19 protein-coding genes are annotated in these 15,046 nt (G+C 62.9%); 10 read left to right on the forward strand and 9 right to left on the reverse strand.

Translation table 11 applies throughout. The features are described 5' to 3' along the window. Positions 1-106: 106 nt before the first annotated feature. Both ACZ6YA_RS17285 and ACZ6YA_RS17290 read right to left on the reverse strand, forming a co-directional pair. Entirely contained in the window at positions 107-859 is a 753-nt protein-coding gene (locus ACZ6YA_RS17285) for an anti-sigma factor family protein (protein ID WP_465898318.1), read from the reverse strand. Beyond that, positions 856-1,377 carry a sigma-70 family RNA polymerase sigma factor gene (locus tag ACZ6YA_RS17290; protein ID WP_465898319.1) on the reverse strand — a complete coding sequence of 174 codons (522 nt, stop codon included), beginning with the start codon at positions 1,375-1,377 and terminating at the stop codon, positions 856-858. The genes ACZ6YA_RS17285 and ACZ6YA_RS17290 overlap by 4 nt, the downstream gene beginning before the upstream one ends. Positions 1,378-1,508: 131 nt before the next feature. On the opposite strand from ACZ6YA_RS17290, the gene ACZ6YA_RS17295 reads away from it, so the two are divergent. The 4 genes from ACZ6YA_RS17295 to ACZ6YA_RS17310 all read left to right on the forward strand — a co-directional run bounded on the left by ACZ6YA_RS17295 (position 1,509) and on the right by ACZ6YA_RS17310 (position 5,002). Continuing rightward, complete coding sequence (locus tag ACZ6YA_RS17295) at positions 1,509-2,555, forward strand: catalase family peroxidase (protein WP_465898320.1); 1,047 nt, start codon at positions 1,509-1,511, stop codon at positions 2,553-2,555. After that, positions 2,552-3,121 carry a cytochrome b gene (locus tag ACZ6YA_RS17300; protein WP_465898321.1) on the forward strand — a complete coding sequence of 190 codons (570 nt, stop codon included), beginning with the start codon at positions 2,552-2,554 and terminating at the stop codon, positions 3,119-3,121. The genes ACZ6YA_RS17295 and ACZ6YA_RS17300 overlap by 4 nt, the downstream gene beginning before the upstream one ends. A gap of 50 nt (positions 3,122-3,171) precedes the next feature. Next, the gene (locus tag ACZ6YA_RS17305; RefSeq protein ID WP_465898322.1) at positions 3,172-4,377 is read left to right on the forward strand and encodes an MFS transporter; all 1,206 of its coding nucleotides are present in this window, start codon (positions 3,172-3,174) and stop codon (positions 4,375-4,377) included. Positions 4,378-4,456: 79 nt separating this feature from the next. Continuing rightward, on the forward strand, positions 4,457-5,002 hold the full coding sequence (locus tag ACZ6YA_RS17310; RefSeq protein ID WP_401077109.1) for a cupin domain-containing protein: 546 nt from the start codon (positions 4,457-4,459) through the stop codon (positions 5,000-5,002). Positions 5,003-5,057: 55 nt separating this feature from the next. Here ACZ6YA_RS17310 and ACZ6YA_RS17315 read toward each other — a convergent pair whose 3' ends face one another. Both ACZ6YA_RS17315 and ACZ6YA_RS17320 read right to left on the reverse strand, forming a co-directional pair. Further along, positions 5,058-5,651, reverse strand: a complete 594-nt coding sequence (locus ACZ6YA_RS17315; RefSeq protein WP_465898323.1) for a 2-hydroxychromene-2-carboxylate isomerase — start codon at positions 5,649-5,651, stop codon at positions 5,058-5,060. A gap of 27 nt (positions 5,652-5,678) precedes the next feature. Next, on the reverse strand, positions 5,679-6,410 hold the full coding sequence (locus tag ACZ6YA_RS17320; protein ID WP_465898324.1) for an SDR family oxidoreductase: 732 nt from the start codon (positions 6,408-6,410) through the stop codon (positions 5,679-5,681). 88 nt (positions 6,411-6,498) lie between these two features. Here ACZ6YA_RS17320 and ACZ6YA_RS17325 point away from each other — a divergent pair, with 88 nt between their 5' ends. Then, positions 6,499-7,062, forward strand: a complete 564-nt coding sequence (locus tag ACZ6YA_RS17325) for a TetR/AcrR family transcriptional regulator (protein ID WP_465898325.1) — start codon at positions 6,499-6,501, stop codon at positions 7,060-7,062. After that, the gene (locus ACZ6YA_RS17330) at positions 7,049-7,642 is read left to right on the forward strand and encodes an eCIS core domain-containing protein (RefSeq protein WP_465898326.1); all 594 of its coding nucleotides are present in this window, start codon (positions 7,049-7,051) and stop codon (positions 7,640-7,642) included. Before ACZ6YA_RS17325 ends, ACZ6YA_RS17330 begins: the two co-directional genes overlap by 14 nt. Positions 7,643-7,755: 113 nt before the next feature. Here the strand turns inward: ACZ6YA_RS17330 and ACZ6YA_RS17335 are convergent, their stop codons facing one another. Then, on the reverse strand, positions 7,756-8,748 hold the full coding sequence (locus ACZ6YA_RS17335) for a bile acid:sodium symporter family protein (protein ID WP_465898327.1): 993 nt from the start codon (positions 8,746-8,748) through the stop codon (positions 7,756-7,758). Between the two features lie 119 nt (positions 8,749-8,867). On the opposite strand from ACZ6YA_RS17335, the gene ampC reads away from it, so the two are divergent. Further along, complete coding sequence (gene ampC, locus ACZ6YA_RS17340) at positions 8,868-10,016, forward strand: class C beta-lactamase (protein ID WP_465898328.1); 1,149 nt, start codon at positions 8,868-8,870, stop codon at positions 10,014-10,016. A gap of 299 nt (positions 10,017-10,315) precedes the next feature. Beyond that, positions 10,316-10,648, forward strand: a complete 333-nt coding sequence (locus ACZ6YA_RS17345) for a hypothetical protein (protein ID WP_400803356.1) — start codon at positions 10,316-10,318, stop codon at positions 10,646-10,648. Positions 10,649-10,705: 57 nt separating this feature from the next. On the opposite strand, the gene ACZ6YA_RS17350 is transcribed toward ACZ6YA_RS17345, so the two are convergent. From ACZ6YA_RS17350 to ACZ6YA_RS17365, 4 genes are all read right to left on the reverse strand, one after another. After that, complete coding sequence (locus tag ACZ6YA_RS17350) at positions 10,706-11,005, reverse strand: hypothetical protein (protein ID WP_465898329.1); 300 nt, start codon at positions 11,003-11,005, stop codon at positions 10,706-10,708. Between the two features lie 142 nt (positions 11,006-11,147). Then, positions 11,148-11,336 carry a hypothetical protein gene (locus ACZ6YA_RS17355; RefSeq protein WP_465898330.1) on the reverse strand — a complete coding sequence of 63 codons (189 nt, stop codon included), beginning with the start codon at positions 11,334-11,336 and terminating at the stop codon, positions 11,148-11,150. Between the two features lie 141 nt (positions 11,337-11,477). Then, entirely contained in the window at positions 11,478-11,798 is a 321-nt protein-coding gene (locus ACZ6YA_RS17360; RefSeq protein WP_400803349.1) for a YbjQ family protein, read from the reverse strand. Positions 11,799-11,849: 51 nt separating this feature from the next. Then, positions 11,850-12,737: an EamA family transporter gene (locus tag ACZ6YA_RS17365; protein ID WP_465898331.1), complete on the reverse strand. Its 888-nt coding sequence runs from the start codon at positions 12,735-12,737 to the stop codon at positions 11,850-11,852. Positions 12,738-12,972: 235 nt separating this feature from the next. Between ACZ6YA_RS17365 and ACZ6YA_RS17370 the strand changes: the two genes are divergently transcribed. Continuing rightward, on the forward strand, positions 12,973-14,370 hold the full coding sequence (locus ACZ6YA_RS17370) for a purine-cytosine permease family protein (RefSeq protein WP_465898332.1): 1,398 nt from the start codon (positions 12,973-12,975) through the stop codon (positions 14,368-14,370). A gap of 71 nt (positions 14,371-14,441) precedes the next feature. Further along, positions 14,442-15,035, forward strand: coding sequence for a sugar O-acetyltransferase (locus ACZ6YA_RS17375; protein ID WP_465898333.1), 594 nt, complete (start codon positions 14,442-14,444; stop codon positions 15,033-15,035). Positions 15,036-15,046 lie beyond the last annotated feature (11 nt).

Consider the following 15,046-nt stretch of genomic DNA (forward strand, 5'->3'; position numbering starts at 1 on the left):
CCTCTGCGCTTACCCTGTGGGAGCGGCTTTAGCCGCGAAGCAAACGACACAATGCATGGCACCGGCTTCGCCGGTGTTCGCGGCTGAAGCCGTTCCCACAGATCCGCTATAGCCCCAACCGCAACGCCTCCCCCACCCCCGCCCCACGCACATCGTCTGCCGCGCTGACCAAGGCGAAGTTGTACGCCCCGTGCGACCAGTAACGCGCCTCCAACTGCCCATCGACCCGCTGCCCTTGCGGCATGCGTTCGTAACGCTCGCCCGGCGAACGCAGAAACAGGCTGATGCGCTGACCATTGCGGTCCTGAAACACCAACAAAGCCGCCGGCCCCTGTTCGTTGCTCAGCAACCGCGCGCCCACTGGCTGAAACCCGTAGCCAGCCAGGTCGGGCAGCTGCCCCACGCGATTGAAGTGCCTGCCAAGCCAGTCGCGTAACTGCGTCGGATCACTGGCCTGGATATCCAGCGTCTCACTGCCGGCAAACAACCGGTGCGCTTGAACAGCATCGGCCATCGGCAACGCATTGCCCGCCAAGGTCACCTGCCGCGCCTGCCAGCCTCCCAGGCCACCCACGCCCAAGGCCAACAACAGCATCGCTGCCGACGCCAAACGCCGTTGCCGACGTTGGCGCAAGCGCCGTTTCACCTGGACCAGGTCGAGCTGCACCGCCCCAGGCTGTTCGCCAAAACCTGCCAGTGCCGCCCGCAGGCGCCGGGCATCGTTACGCCACGCATCAAGGCGCGCTGCCTCTTGTGGATTGGCCGCAAGCCACGCCTGCACCTCAGCGCGGCGCGGTGGCTCGAGCCGGTCGTCGACGTAGGCATGAAGCTCATCTTCGCTGGGTATCAGGCGTGTCATTTCAGTCTCCGCAAGGCCGGGGGCTGGGGGTTGCCCTCGGTCAGGTCACGCAAGGCGGCGCGGGCACGCGACAAGCGCGACATCACCGTGCCGATGGGGATTTGCAGCGCCTGGGCCGCTTCCTTGTAGCTCAGCCCCTCGACGCTGATCAGCAGCAGCAGGGCGCGCTGTTCGCTCGATAACTGGGCAAAAGCCTCAAGGTCGGCCTGTGCCAGGACGATGTTCTCGATGTTGCCGCCAATGGCTTCATCTTCGCGTTCGCCGCGACCAAACCAGGACAGCCAGCGCGCATGCAGGCGTTCGCGACGTTTACCGTCGAGAAACAGCCGGTAAAGGATGGTGAACAGCCAGGCGCGCAACGCATCGGCGTCGCGTTGCTGGCCGCTACGGCTCAGGGCACGCTCCACGGTGCCCTGCACCAGGTCGTCGGCACTCCCCGGCTCGCGGGTCAGCCACAAGGCGAAGCGGCGCAGGCGCTGCAGCAGCTCGCGCCACTGCTGTTCGTCCAGGTCGTGCATGGCTAGGTACCGGCCTTAGGGGTTAATCAGTGTATGGGGCAGACGCCTGGCAGGAAAATCTATTCCCGCCCATGGAATAAGTTTATCCCTTCGCCGTCGTACCGGCATCTTCAATGAACCGGACGCACACCATGAACTCACCCTTGCAAGGGCCGGCCAAGGCCCTGCGCCTGGTCGGTATCGGCGCCGTGATGCTGGCCCTGGGCGCAGGCTTTGCCTACGCAGCCGGCTGGATCGGCAAGCCGCAACTGACGCCGCAACGCATCATCGACACCTTTGAAGCCCAGGCCGGCCATTACCCGGGCTACCGCAAGAACCACGCCAAGGGCCTGTGCGTCAGTGGTTACTTCCAGCCCAGCGGGCAGGCCGCCGCGTTGTCGACGGCGCGCGCCTTCAGCCAAAACCACGTGCCGGTGATCGGCCGTTTCGCCATCGGCGGCGCCAACCCGTTCGCACCCGACACCGGCATACCGGTGCGCAGCCTGGCGATCCAGTTGAGCACCGACGACGGCCAGGTGTGGCGTACCGGAATGAACAATCCACCGGTGCTGGCGGTGAGCACGCCGCAAGGCTTCTACGACCTGGTGCTGGCGGGCGCGCCGGACCCGGCCACCGGTAAACCGGACCCGGCCAAGCAGCAGGCATTCTTTGCTGCTCACCCGGAAAGCGCAGCGTTCCGTCAATGGGCTGCGGGCTACAAAGCCAGCGACAGTTTCGCCAACACGCAGTATCACAGCATCAATGCCTTCCGCCTGATCGATGGCAGCGGGGCCATCCAGCCGGTGCGCTGGCAGCTTGAGCCGCAGACGCCTTTCGCGGCATTGCCCGGCCAGGTCGATGACAAACAGTTCCTGCAACATGACCTGCAACAGCGGCTGGCCAAAGGCCCGCTGCGCTGGACGATGCGCCTGGTCCTGGCCGACCCCGGCGATACCCAGGACGACCCCGCCAGCCCCTGGCCCGCCGACCCACGCAGCGTCGATGCCGGCACCCTGGTCATCGAACAGGTGGATGCGCCCGAGCAAGGCGCCTGTCGCGACCTGAACTTCGACCCGCTGATTCTGCCAACCGGCATCCAACCTTCCAATGACCCGATCCTTGCCGCCCGCTCGGCTGCCTACTCGGAATCCTTCAACCGCCGCAGCCGCGAATCCCTCGGCGCAGGAGCCCACCCATGAAGCCTGAAGCCTTCCATCCGCTGGCCCGCCTGCTGCACTGGCTGATGGCAATATTGATCCTGACCATGCTGTTCATTGGCGTGAGCATGGTCGGCGACCTGTCATTGCGTCACCCCTTGCTGGTCGAACTGCACAAGGCCACCGGCCTGGCATTGCTGGCCCTGGTGATCGTGCGTATCGGCCTGCGCCTGACGCTGCCCCATCCGCCCCTGCCACAGGATCTGCCCACCCTGCAGCGCATCGCTGCCGGCGCTTCGCACCTGCTGCTCTACGGTTTGATGCTGGCCATGCCGCTGCTGGGCTGGGCCATGCTGTCGGCGGGCGGTTATCCACGCCCGCTGCAACTGCCGGCGATCACCCCGCACGACCTGCAGCTTTACGCAGTATTGCGCCAGGCCCACGGCTGGGCCGGCTACTTGTTGTTCGCCACAGTGCTGGTGCATCTGGGGGCAGCATTGATGCATGCACTGGTGCGCCGGGACGGGGTGTTGCGTAGCATGTGGCCAGGCCCCCTGCGTCGCAGTGAACGAAGTCAGGCAATTCAGGGCAGGCTCGACAAGCGATAAATATTCTCATTAAGCTGAGCCGCTTCTGCTCCCCTGCCCTGGACTGCCCAATGAATGCCGCAAAGGACCCTGCCACCCTGACCCCCGCCAGCACCCTGGACTTACGCCCGCTGCTGCTGGCCAACATGGCCTGCACCATGTCGATGATGGCCTTCGTCGCCCTGATCGGGCCCATCGCCCGCCTGCTTGGCATGTCCACCTGGCAAGCCGGCGCGGCGGTGACCGTGGCCGGCGTGGTGTGGGTTTTGCTCGCCAGGCCCTGGGGCCGCGCCGCCGACCGCCTGGGAAGGCGGCGCATTCTGTTGCTGGGCAGCGCCGGGTTCACCCTGGCCTACTGGCTGCTATGCCTGTTCGTCGAAGGCGCCCTGCGCTGGGTGCCAGGGGCAACGCTGGCATTTGTCGGGCTGATGATCGCGCGCGGCTGCATCGGCGCCTTCTATGCAGCCATCCCGGTGGGCTGCAATGCGCTGATCGCCGACCATGTCGGGCCGCAACAGCGGGCGCGGGCCATGGCCTCGTTGGGCGCGGCAAACGCTGTCGGCCTGGTGCTGGGGCCTGCGCTGGCAGCGCTGCTGGCACGGCACAGCCTGAGCCTGCCGTTCCATGTGATGTCGCTGCTGCCCGCCTGCGCGTTCCTGGTGCTACTGTTCAAACTCAAGCCACAACCGCTGGCCGTCAGCCATGCACCCAGCCCGGTACGGTTGAGCGACCCGCGCCTGCGCCGCCCGCTGCTGGTAGCCTTCAGCGCGATGCTCAGCGTGACGGTATCGCAGATCATCGTCGGTTTCTTCGCCCTCGACCGCCTGCAACTCGGGCCGGCCGAGGCGGCTCAGACCGCGGGCATCGCCCTGACCACGGTGGGCGTGGCGCTGATCTTGTCGCAGGTGATCCTGCGCCAACTGCAGTGGCCGCCGCTGAAAATGATCCGCGTTGGCGCCAGCGTCTCGGCACTGGGCTTCGCTGCAGGTGCGTTGGCAACCAGCGCTCCCTGGCTGTGGGGTTGCTACTTCGTCGCCGCCGCGGGCATGGGCTTTGTGTTCCCATCGTTCTCGGCTTTGGCGGCCAATGCCATGCAAGCGTCCGAACAAGGCGCTACGGCCGGCTCCATAGGCGCCGCGCAGGGAATGGGCGCGGTGATCGGCCCGCTGGCCGGTACGCTGGTCTACGCCCTTGACCCTCGGCTACCGTTCCTGGCGGTGGCACTGCTGTTGCTGCTGGTCGGACTGTGGCCAATGCCCCGCGAACAACGCGCCTGACACGCACAGCGCGCAAGCGTGCAGAGTGTGTTTTAATGCGTCGCTCATTATTTTTAACACCTCTGATTACAAGGCGGCTATGGACACAGGGACACGACTCAAACTGGTGCGTGAACGCAACAGCCTTTCCCAGCGGGAACTGGCCCGTCGCAGCGGGCTGACCAACTCGACGATCTCGCAGATCGAACAGAACCGCGTCAGCCCTTCGGTCAGCTCCCTGAAAAAACTGCTCGAAGGGATTCCGATGTCCTTGGCGGAGTTCTTCAGCTTCGACGAACCGGTACGGGAAGAGCGCTTCGTGTTTCGTGCCAGCGAGCAGCCGGACCTGGGCCGCAATGGCCTGCGCATGCTGTTGGTCGGCGCCAGCGTCGAAGCCCGGCAGATGCGCATGCTACGCGAACTGTACGCACCGGGCGCCGACTCGGGCGAGCCGATCGTGCATGCCGAAGGCGAGGAATGCGGGCTGGTCACACGCGGCACCGTGGAGCTGTGGGTCGATGGCCAGGTCAGCATCCTCAATTCTGGCGATGGCTACTACATCCCGACGACCCTGCCGCACAGCTTCAAGAACATTGGCCAGGACGAAGCGGAAATCATCAGCGCCAACACCCCGGCCAACTTCTGATCCCGTTGTAAGCCTGGCGGCCTCTTCGTGGTAACCCGCGAAGAGGCCGTGGTGTTTATGGCTTCAACGCCTCCTCGACGAAATCCAGTCGATCCTGGCCGAAGTACATCTGCCCGTCGACAAAACAGGTCGGTGCGCCAAACACTCCACGCTCCACAGCCTCTTCGGTCACCTGCTTCAGCGCCGCCTTCACTTCTACGTCAGTCGACAAGGCATGAAACTCAGCAGGATCGAAGCCCGCCTCCTCCAGCACCTGCTCCACTACCTCGATATCCGCGAAGTTACGGCGCTGCGCCCACATCCCGTTGAACAACGCCGACAGCAAGGCCTCGAAGCGATCCGGCGAGCGTAGCTGAATGCCAATCACGCCCCGCATCAGGGCCAGGGTATTGAGCGGGAAGCCTGGCGGTAACCCGAACGGCACGCCATAGCGCGCAGCAAATCGACCGAGGTCGGTGAACATGTAACGCCCCTTGGTCGGGATCATCGCGGGCGACGCATTGCCCGTGGCCTGAAAGACTCCGCCGAGCAACATCGGCCGAAACTGCAGTGTTGCGCCATGGCGGGCGCACAAGGCTGGCAATTGCGTCCAGGCCAGGTAACTGGCCGGGCTACCCAGATCGAAAAAGAACTCCATGGTCTTGTTCATGCAGCACACTCCTTGATGAGTCGGGGCTTACCAACGCTCCATCCACGGGCGCAGGTCCAGTTCGAAGGTCCAGGCATCGCGCGGCTGTGCGTGCAGAAACCAGTAGCTGTCGGCTATGTGTGCAGGGTCGAGAATGCCGTCCTGATCCTTGAGCGCATAGCGTTCAGGGAAGCTGTCACGGATGAAGGCGGTGTCGATAGCACCATCCACCACCACGTGGGCAACGTGGATATTGCGCGGCCCCAACTCCCGCGCCATGCTCTGCGCCAAGGCTCGCAGGCCGTGCTTGGCGCCGGCGAAGGCGGCAAAACCAGCCGCCCCTCGCGTGCCCGCGGTAGCCCCCGTGAACAACACAGTGCCGCGCTCACGAGCCACCATACGCCGCGCTACTGCCTGGGCAGTGAGGAAGCCGGCAAAGCACGCCATTTCCCAGATTTTAAAGTACTTGCGTGGGGTTTCTTCGAGAATGCTGCACGGTACATTCGCGCCAATATTGAAGACAAAGGCTTCGATGGGGCCGATATCACGCTCGATGGTTTCGACCAGCGCCGCGACTTCGTCTTCTTTGCGCGCATCCGAGCCGAAACCGTGGGCTTGCCCGCCTGCAGCGCGGATCTCATCCACCAGCGGCTGTAGCTTCTCGGCCTGACGACGGGTGACGCAGGCGATATAACCCTCCCGGGCGAAGCGCTTGGCGATTTCGCCGCCCGTGGCATCCCCCGCGCCAATCACCAGCACCACTTTTTGTTGTTCTGTCATGCGCGCCTCCATTGATGAATGATCGTTTAGTAAACGAACGCTATGTTATGATCAGCGCCATCGTCAAGCCAGCGTTCAGAGGTTTCCGGTGCGCTACTCCAGCGAACACAAGCAACAGACTCGCGACAAGCTGCTGGCCAGCAGCGGCGCACTGGCCAAGCGTGGGGGTTTTGCCAGCACCGGCGTTGCCGGGCTGATGAAAGCCATCGGCCTGACCGGTGGTGCGTTCTACAACCACTTCCCGTCCAAGGACGACCTGTTTACCGAAGTGGTCCGTCAGGAGCTCTGCAACAGCCCGCTGGCCCGCCTGGCCAACCAGGGCGCCAGCCGCGAGCGCCTGGCGCGCTGCCTGCAGCAGTATCTGAGCCTGGCGCACCTGCATAACACCGAGGGTGGCTGCCCGCTGCCGCCGCTGGGCGTGGAAATCGCCCGGGCCGAACGGCCAGTACGCGAAGAAGCCGAGCACTGGTTGGTGAGTCTGCACGCTGCCTGGAGCCAGACGCTGGAAGACGAGGCGATCGCCTGGGTATTGATCAGCCAATGCGTCGGGGCGCTGGTGGTCGGGCGCATGCTGGCCACTGAGGTGGTTCAGGCACAGGTGCTGGACGCCAGCCGCAGCTTCGTCGACAGGGCGCTGAATGAAAGCCGCTAGCCTACTGGGTGCCCTGTTGCTGAGCACCGCAGCCCACGCCGAGCAAGCTTGCCCGCCTGGGCAGTACCAGGTTTGCCTAATGGGCTGTTTCTGCGCGCCCATCGACCCCGGCCAGGCAGGCCAGGTGCTCAAGGATGTCGAAGTCATGGCCTCCAGCAGCCTGGCCTTCGCCCTGCGCCAGGCCCGTGACGAGGCAACGGCCAGCGGCAGCCAACCAATCCCGCTGCATATCCGCGCCCAACTCGAACCCTGGTATGACTTTGCCGTGCTCGATGCTGCGCGCTACCGGGTGGGTGACGAACAACAGATCAGTGCCGCCAACGCCCTGCTGCAAAACCCGGATGTGAATGCGGTGACCTTGATCGACACGATCATCTTCCGGCATGCCGGTGATGCCGAGGACAACGTGGCGCTGTGGGCGCACGAGCTCAAGCATGTGCAGCAGTATCAGGAATTGGGGGTGGAAGAGTTCGCCCGGCGCTATACGCGCAATTACGATGAACTGGAGGGGCCGGCGTACAAGATCGAAGCCGAAGTCAGCAAGGCATTGCGCCAGCGCAGCTCGGGGCAGTCTCGGTAGACTGGACTGACCCCTTCGCGGGGCAAGCCCGCTCCCACAGGTCCGATGGCAACCCGATCTCTGTGGGAGCGGGCTTGTCCCGCGAAGAGGCAGGTACTAACGACACACGATTATCAGGAAGACACTGGAGACACCTTGCCATCTTCCTCGCGGCTGGCATACCGCTGCGCCAATACCGCACACACCATCAACTGAATCTGATGGAACAGCATCAGCGGCAAGATCATCGCCCCGATCCCACTCCCCACGAACAGCACCTGCGCCATCGGCACGCCGGTCGCCAGGCTCTTCTTGGAGCCGGCAAACAGAATGGTGATGCGGTCTTCAAGATTGAAGCCGAACGCTTTGCCCAGCAGGCGCGTACCGAACAGCACCACCGCCAGCAGAATGCCGCAGACGGCGAACAACCCTGCCAGATGCTGTGGCGATACCGTGTGCCACAAGCCCGTGACCACCGCCTCGCTGAACGCGGTGTAGACCACCAGCAGGATCGAGCCCTGGTCCACGACCTTGAGCCAGCGCGCATTGCGCTTGACCCAGGCACCGATCCAGCGCCGGGCGATCTGCCCGGCGACGAAGGGCACGAGCAACTGCAGGGTGATCTTCAGCACCGCATCCAGGCCCGAACCGGTATCGCCACTGGCACCCAGCAACATCATCACCAGCAGCGGGGTCAGGAAGATACCGATCAGGCTGGAGGCCGCAGCGCTGCAGATGGCCGCCGGCACATTGCCACGCGCCAACGAAGTAAAGGCAATCGCCGACTGCACGGTTGCTGGCAAGGCACACAGATACAGCACGCCAAGATACAACTCATTGCCCACCAGCGGCACGAACAGCGGCTTGAACGCAAGGCCCAGCAGCGGGAACAGTACGAAGGTGCAGGAGAACACCAGCAAGTGCAGACGCCAATGCCCGGCACCGGCGATAATCGCCTCACGCGACAGCTTGGCACCGTGCAGGAAGAACAACAGGCCGATGGCCAGGTTGGTCAGCCAGCCAAAATACACCGCGCCGTCGCCCGAGCAGGGCAGCACGGTGGCGATGAGCACGACCCCGAGTAAGGCCAAGGTGAAGTTGTCGAACAACATGCGCAAATACTTCATGAACATATCCATCTTGTCGTTGTGCAGGGGCAGACGATAAGGTCTGAGGCTTTTTCCTGCTAACGCCGGAACCCCCACCGGTGTCGCTCAACGGACACATACCCGAAAAGGAACCTTGCATGCCCCTCGTTCGCCTCGCGTCGCTCACTGCCGCCACGACTTTGGCGTTGAGTACGACCTTTGTACTCGCAGCTGATCCACTGCAGCGGCGAGTCGACGAAGTCATCCGCCCACTGATGCAGGATCAGGGAATCGCTGGCATGGCCGTAGCGCTGTATGCCAATGGCCAGGCGCACTATTTCAACTATGGCGTGGCCAGCAAGGCCGATAATCAACCCGTCACCGCCGATACGCTGTTCGAGATCGGTTCACTGAGCAAGACCTACACCGCCACACTCGCCGCCTTGGCCAGCGCCGAGGCCAAGCTTGACCTCGACGCCCCAGCCCAACGCTACCAACCCGCTCTGGCCGGCACGCCGCTTGGCAAAGCCAGCGTGCTCGAGTTGGGTGCTTACAGCGCCGACTGCCTGCCGTTGCAATTCCCCGATGCAGTGAAAACCGACGAACAGGCGTTGGACTTTTTCCGTAACTGGCAGCCCAAGAGCGAACACGGCACCCAGCGTTGCTACTCGAACCCCAGCTTGGGGCTGTTCGGTGATTTGGCCGCACGCGCACAGCAGAAGCCATTCGCCGAGTTGATGACCCAGGGCCTATTGCCGCAGATGGGACTGAAGCATACCTATCTGGAGATCCCCGCCAACGCTCAAGACCTCTACGCTCAAGGTTACGATGCCCAGGACCGCCCAGTTCGGGTCAGCCCCGGCCCCTACGCAGACGAGGCCTACGGCATCAAGACCAGCGCCAGCGACCTGCTGCGCTACGTGCGCCTACACATGCAGCCAGACGAACTGCCACCCGCCGTGAGAAAAGCGGCTGCCCTCACCCAGGCCGGTTATTTCCGGGTCGGCGCGATGACCCAAGGCTTGGGCTGGGAACGCTATCCCTACCCTGCCGCACTCGACACTCTGGTCGATGGCAACAGCCTCCGGCTTATCCGCGAGCCACAGGCCACGCAGCGTCTCGACCCCGCCCTGCCAGCGCTTCGTGCAGCCTGGTACAACAAGACCGGCTCCACCAATGGTTTTGGGGCCTATGCCGTGTTCATCCCCTCCGCAGGCAAGGCCATTGTTCTACTCGCCAATCGCAATTATCCCAACGAAGAACGCGTGCGCGCAGCCTACCGAATCCTGTCGAGCATAGACCGCTGATAGGCCGTCATACGGGATTGTCGGACAATATGTAGTGACTAAAAATTTTCACTACAAAACCATTGACGCCGCCAATCGCCCTTGGGCATGATGAGGCCGTCTCCCCGATCGGGAGCGGTGGCAAGGGTGTTCCAGGCGGCTTGCGCGGTAACGCAGGCCGCCCGTGGAGAGGGAACTGTCCAAAAGGCAGGTGTAAGAAAGCCCCTGTTGCGATGCTGCTGTAGCAGCCTTGGTAGTGCGCTACATGCTGTGGCGCCAACTGTGAAAATCACCAACAAAAAATGGGTAATGGGGGCTTTATGATGAACTTGAACAACAATCCGACCATCGACCAACTGGCCCAGCTGTTCGCCGCGCGCAAAGACAGCCTCGACGACCACCTGCTGTGGGTCAACCAGACCGGCGAGGTGCGCCTCGACCGCCTGCCGCCGAACACGGTCGAAGATGAATTCGAAGCGCACTTGCCTAGCATGCGCGCCCGCTTCAAGGTCTACCGCCGTGGCCAGGGCTACGTCGGCAAGAAAGCCGCCGCCGACACCGAGTTCGTCGGTCGCGTGCTGCAGACCCTGCAACAAGAATGGCCCGCCGCCCGTGAGCGGCAGGCAGTCAAGGTGATCGAGCCGCTCAACTGATGCGTCATTGAGCAGCCACACCACTTTATGAGCCCGGCCCGCATAAGCCGGGCTTTTTCATGCCTGGCGACGCTGGCGCAGTGGCAATGCCAGCGCACCGGTCGCCAGCGCCCTCGCCCGGTCGACACCCCACACCAGGGCGCGAGTCATGGTCTCGCCGGGCCGTGCCGGGTAATACTCTTCCACCAGCGCCTTGCCCTCCTGGCTATACAGCCCGAGGAACAACTGCGTGGCTCCGAGCCGCGACAGGCGTACCTGTACATCGAGGGTAGTGCCGTCACTCAACGCTTCATCGTGGCTGCGGCTGTGCAATTGCGCATCGGCCCACTGCCAATAGGTTTCTTCCCTGACTCGCATGGAAAAACACACCTCCTTTCCTGAGATAGCGTCAGAAAAGCACACCGGCATCGATTCGGCGAGCGCAACCCATCGATGCCATGAGCAGGATCAACCCGAGCCAACAAAAACCCCGCCAGAGGGCGGGGTAATGTGAACGGGATCACTTTTTCAACGGAATGCGCGGCGTGAAGCGGCCCTTTTTGCTGCGCTGCAGATGTGCTGGCTGCAACTGTTCCGAATCGTCCAGGGTCATGTGGCCAACGCCCAGGCGAAATGCCGACTGACCGCAACGCACCTGGCTGTTGATCGGGAATGCATCATTCATGTCTTCGAAAAAGGACTCACTCATGCCCTGCTCTCCTTTCAGTGGCGACCGCGTCGGCCTGTACAGCTTTGCCTGGGAAAAACGCGACCTGTGAAAGTGAGACTAGCCGGTCACATGCAGACTGCCGGGACAAATCATCTAGAACCGACCAGTGGCACTTCGCCTTTATTTCAGGCGCACAGCCGTGCCTGTGGCGAACACAACCACCATGCCGCCCTGCACCGAGGGCATGCTGATTTCAAAGTCGACGCCCACCACCGCATCGGCCTGCAACTGCCGTGCCCGCACTTTCAACTCTTCGGTGGCCTGCTCGCGTGCCTCGCGCAGCGCGCTCTCCAGCGTTTGTGAGCGGCCGCCGAAAAAGTCGCGAAAGCGTGCGAAGAAATCGCGCACGAAGTTGATGCCCTGCACCGATTCAGAGCTGACCACGCCAAGGTATTCGGCGATCGGGCGGCCTTCGAGCTGGCTGGTGGTAGAGATGATCATCGGGAGGCTCCGTTGGCTTGGCAAAAGAGCCAAGTCTAACAAACCCGTCGATCAGCTTGCGCTCGCCGCCCGCAACCGCTGCGTAAGCTTCGACCCGAATACATTGACCAGCAACCCAAGCATGACCAGCAGCGCACCCCACCCCTGCACCGCCGTCAGCCGCTCGCCCAGTAACCAGGCCGAAGAGCTCAACCCGATCACTGGCACCAACAAAGAGAACGGCGCCACCTTGCCCGCCGGGTGACGCGACAACAGTTTGCTCCACAGGCTGTAGCCAAGCATGGTGGCGACAAACGCCAGGTAGATCAGCGCCAATACCGAGCTCCAGCCGATGTTGGCCAGCGCATGGCCAATACGCTCGGGCCCATCCAGCCACCACGACAAGGCCAGAAACGGCAGCGGCGGAATCAACCCACCCCAGATCACCAACGCCACCAGGTCAACCGAACCGAAACGGCGGGTAATGATGTTGCCCATGCCCCACATGGCGCCTGCGCACAGGGTCAGCAACAGTGCCACCAGCGGCACATGGCCGCTGTCTTCGCTGCCGATCAAAGCCAGACCACTGGCCGCCACCAGCAACCCCAGCACACTTGCCGGGCGCAGGCGCTCCCCCAGAAACAACGCAGCGAAACCGAGGGTAAAGAAAGCCTGTGACTGCAGCACCAACGACGCCAGCCCCGGTGGCATGCCGCTGTACATGGCCTGGAACAGAAAGGCAAATTGCCCCAGAGAGATGGTCGCACCGTAGGCGATCAACCAGCGCCACGGCAATTTCGGCCGTTTGACCAGCAGCACGGCCGGAAAGGCCACCAGCAGAAAGCGCAATGCCCCCAGCAGCATCGGCGGCAGGCCATCGAGGCCTACCTTGATGACCACGAAATTGACTCCCCAGGCGACGATCACCACCAGGGCGATCAGCAGGTCCTTGAGCGGCATTGCAACTTCCTTCTTCTGGCGATCTAGACACATTTCGTAACAGCATAAGGCCATTTTCGAGCATGGGACCAGCACAGTTCCGGCCAACCCTTGCGCAACAGTAGCGTCGTATTAGCGGAAATCGTCCCGCTTGACCGGACTTGTATAGACATGTTCATATCGAGTGGAAGCCCGTTGTGCTACGTGCCGCCAATGGCTAACTCCCCGACACAAAAACAATGAAGCGGAGCCCTCAATGTCCAGCAAATCCGTGCTCGAACGGCGTTCGATCGACTACATCCCCGAAGCTGAACGCCATGGACGGGTGTACAGCCAGTTCACCCTATGGCTTGGAGCCAACCTGCAAATTACCGCCATCGTCACCGGCGCACTGGCCGTGGTGCTCGGCGGCGACGTGTTCTGGTCGCTGATCGGCCTGCTGCTGGGGCAACTGATCGGCGGCACGGTGATGGCGCTGCATGCCGCTCAGGGCCCACGCCTGGGCCTGCCGCAGATGATCTCCAGCCGCGTGCAATTTGGCGTGTACGGCGCGGCAATTCCGATGGTGCTGGTGTGCCTGATGTACCTGGGGTTCACCGCCACTGGCACGGTCTTGTCCGGGCAGGCCATCGGCCAGTTGCTCAGTGTCAGCGACAGTACCGGGATCCTCATCTTCGCCGCCGTGATCGTCCTCGCCACCCTGGCGGGATACCGAGTCATCCATTGGATCGGCCGGGTCGCCAGCGTGCTCGGCATCATCGCCTTCGTCTACCTGTTCAGCCGCATCTTGATGCTCGCCGACATTGGCCAGTTGCTCGACAACCGCCACTTCAGCTGGGCATCGTTCCTGCTGGCCGTGTCGCTGGCGGCGTCCTGGCAGATCGCCTTCGGTCCGTACGTGGCCGATTATTCGCGCTACCTGCCGCGCAGCACGTCGCCGGTCAGGACCTTCCTCGCCGCAGGCCTGGGCTCGGTGATCGGTGCTCAGGCCTCGATGGTCCTGGGTGTGTTCGCCGCTGCCATCGCCGGCGGCCAGTTCACCGGGCGCGAAGTGGCGTATATCGTCGGCCTGGGTGGCGCGGGCAGCACTGCGGCGCTGCTCTACTTCTGCATCGCCTTCGGCAAGGTGACCATCTCGACACTGAACTCCTATGGCAGCTTCATGTGCATCGCCACCATCATCAGCGGCTTTCGTGGCCACCTGGCGATCAGCCGCACCCAGCGCCTGGTGTTCGTGCTGGCCATCGTCGGTGCTGCCACACTGGTGGCTTTGCTCGGCCAGCACTCGTTCCTCACTGCATTCAAGTCGTTCATCCTGTTCCTGCTGACCTTCTTCGTGCCCTGGAGCGCGGTCAACCTGGTGGACTACTACTTCATCACCAAGGAACGCTACGACATCCCTGCCCTGGCCGACCCCGAAGGCCGCTATGGCCGTTGGAACTGGCCTGGGATCAGCGTGTACACCGTTGGCGTACTGATCCAGATGCCATTCATCGACACCAAGCTGTACACCGGACCGATGGTCGCGCACCTGGGCGGCGTGGACGTGTCCTGGCTGATCGGCCTGGTGGTGCCGAGTGTGCTGTATTACTGGGTGGCACGGCGCCGCGCCGCTGATGCACCGGCCAGCCTGATCGTGCCGCAGGCACGCTGAAGTGCAGAGTTGATGCGAAGCAGGCCTGGTGCGTATGGTGGGCCGTTGCCCCACCTTGATATGAGGAACAGATGCCGGACCTTGAATCGCAACTGAAGCAGATCCGCCAGGGCCAGATCTACAATGACCTCACTCCCGAACTGATTGCAGCTCGGGAGCAGGCGGTTCTGCTGACGAGCCAGTACAACGACGCATTTTCCAGGCCTGCTGGTGAGCGAGAGGAAATCCTGCGGGGCTTGCTGGGCAGCATGGGTACCGCCGTGCATTTCGAGCCAACGTTTCGCTGTGAGTTTGGTCGCCACATTCATATCGGCAGCCACTTCTACGCAAACTTCGACTGCGTCATGCTCGATGGCGGCGGCATCACCATCGGTGACAACGTGCTACTGGGGCCGCGTGTCGGAATCTACACGTCCAACCATGCGATAGACCCGGCCGAACGTGCAGCGGGCGCTTGCTTCGCCAGGCCGGTGAGCATTGGCAACAGGGTCTGGATTGGCGCAGGCGTGCACGTGAACCCAGGGGTGACCATTGGCGAGGGGGCCATCATCGGCTCCGGGAGTGTCGTGACATCGGACATTCCACCCAACGTCATTGCAGCCGGTGTTCCCTGCCGCGTGTTACGCCCTATCACCGAAGCAGACAAGACTGGCTACATGCCTTGAAAAGCTGGTGG

This window comes from Pseudomonas sp. NPDC090752 (genome assembly GCF_055584805.1).

Bases quoted from the DNA above. Each gene is read 5' to 3' on its own strand.
- ACZ6YA_RS17285 (WP_465898318.1), bottom strand. From the start codon at position 859: ATGACACGCCTGATACCCAGCGAAGATGAGCTTCATGCCTACGTCGAC.
- ACZ6YA_RS17290 (WP_465898319.1), bottom strand. From the start codon at position 1,377: ATGCACGACCTGGACGAACAGCAGTGGCGCGAGCTGCTGCAGCGCCTG.
- ACZ6YA_RS17295 (WP_465898320.1), top strand. From the start codon at position 1,509: ATGAACTCACCCTTGCAAGGGCCGGCCAAGGCCCTGCGCCTGGTCGGT.
- ACZ6YA_RS17300 (WP_465898321.1), top strand. From the start codon at position 2,552: ATGAAGCCTGAAGCCTTCCATCCGCTGGCCCGCCTGCTGCACTGGCTG.
- ACZ6YA_RS17305 (WP_465898322.1), top strand. From the start codon at position 3,172: ATGAATGCCGCAAAGGACCCTGCCACCCTGACCCCCGCCAGCACCCTG.
- ACZ6YA_RS17310 (WP_401077109.1), top strand. From the start codon at position 4,457: ATGGACACAGGGACACGACTCAAACTGGTGCGTGAACGCAACAGCCTT.
- ACZ6YA_RS17315 (WP_465898323.1), bottom strand. From the start codon at position 5,651: ATGAACAAGACCATGGAGTTCTTTTTCGATCTGGGTAGCCCGGCCAGT.
- ACZ6YA_RS17320 (WP_465898324.1), bottom strand. From the start codon at position 6,410: ATGACAGAACAACAAAAAGTGGTGCTGGTGATTGGCGCGGGGGATGCC.
- ACZ6YA_RS17330 (WP_465898326.1), top strand. From the start codon at position 7,049: ATGAAAGCCGCTAGCCTACTGGGTGCCCTGTTGCTGAGCACCGCAGCC.
- ACZ6YA_RS17335 (WP_465898327.1), bottom strand. From the start codon at position 8,748: ATGAAGTATTTGCGCATGTTGTTCGACAACTTCACCTTGGCCTTACTC.
- ampC (WP_465898328.1), top strand. From the start codon at position 8,868: ATGCCCCTCGTTCGCCTCGCGTCGCTCACTGCCGCCACGACTTTGGCG.
- ACZ6YA_RS17345 (WP_400803356.1), top strand. From the start codon at position 10,316: ATGATGAACTTGAACAACAATCCGACCATCGACCAACTGGCCCAGCTG.
- ACZ6YA_RS17350 (WP_465898329.1), bottom strand. From the start codon at position 11,005: ATGCGAGTCAGGGAAGAAACCTATTGGCAGTGGGCCGATGCGCAATTG.
- ACZ6YA_RS17355 (WP_465898330.1), bottom strand. From the start codon at position 11,336: ATGAGTGAGTCCTTTTTCGAAGACATGAATGATGCATTCCCGATCAAC.
- ACZ6YA_RS17360 (WP_400803349.1), bottom strand. From the start codon at position 11,798: ATGATCATCTCTACCACCAGCCAGCTCGAAGGCCGCCCGATCGCCGAA.
- ACZ6YA_RS17365 (WP_465898331.1), bottom strand. From the start codon at position 12,737: ATGCCGCTCAAGGACCTGCTGATCGCCCTGGTGGTGATCGTCGCCTGG.
- ACZ6YA_RS17370 (WP_465898332.1), top strand. From the start codon at position 12,973: ATGTCCAGCAAATCCGTGCTCGAACGGCGTTCGATCGACTACATCCCC.
- ACZ6YA_RS17375 (WP_465898333.1), top strand. From the start codon at position 14,442: ATGCCGGACCTTGAATCGCAACTGAAGCAGATCCGCCAGGGCCAGATC.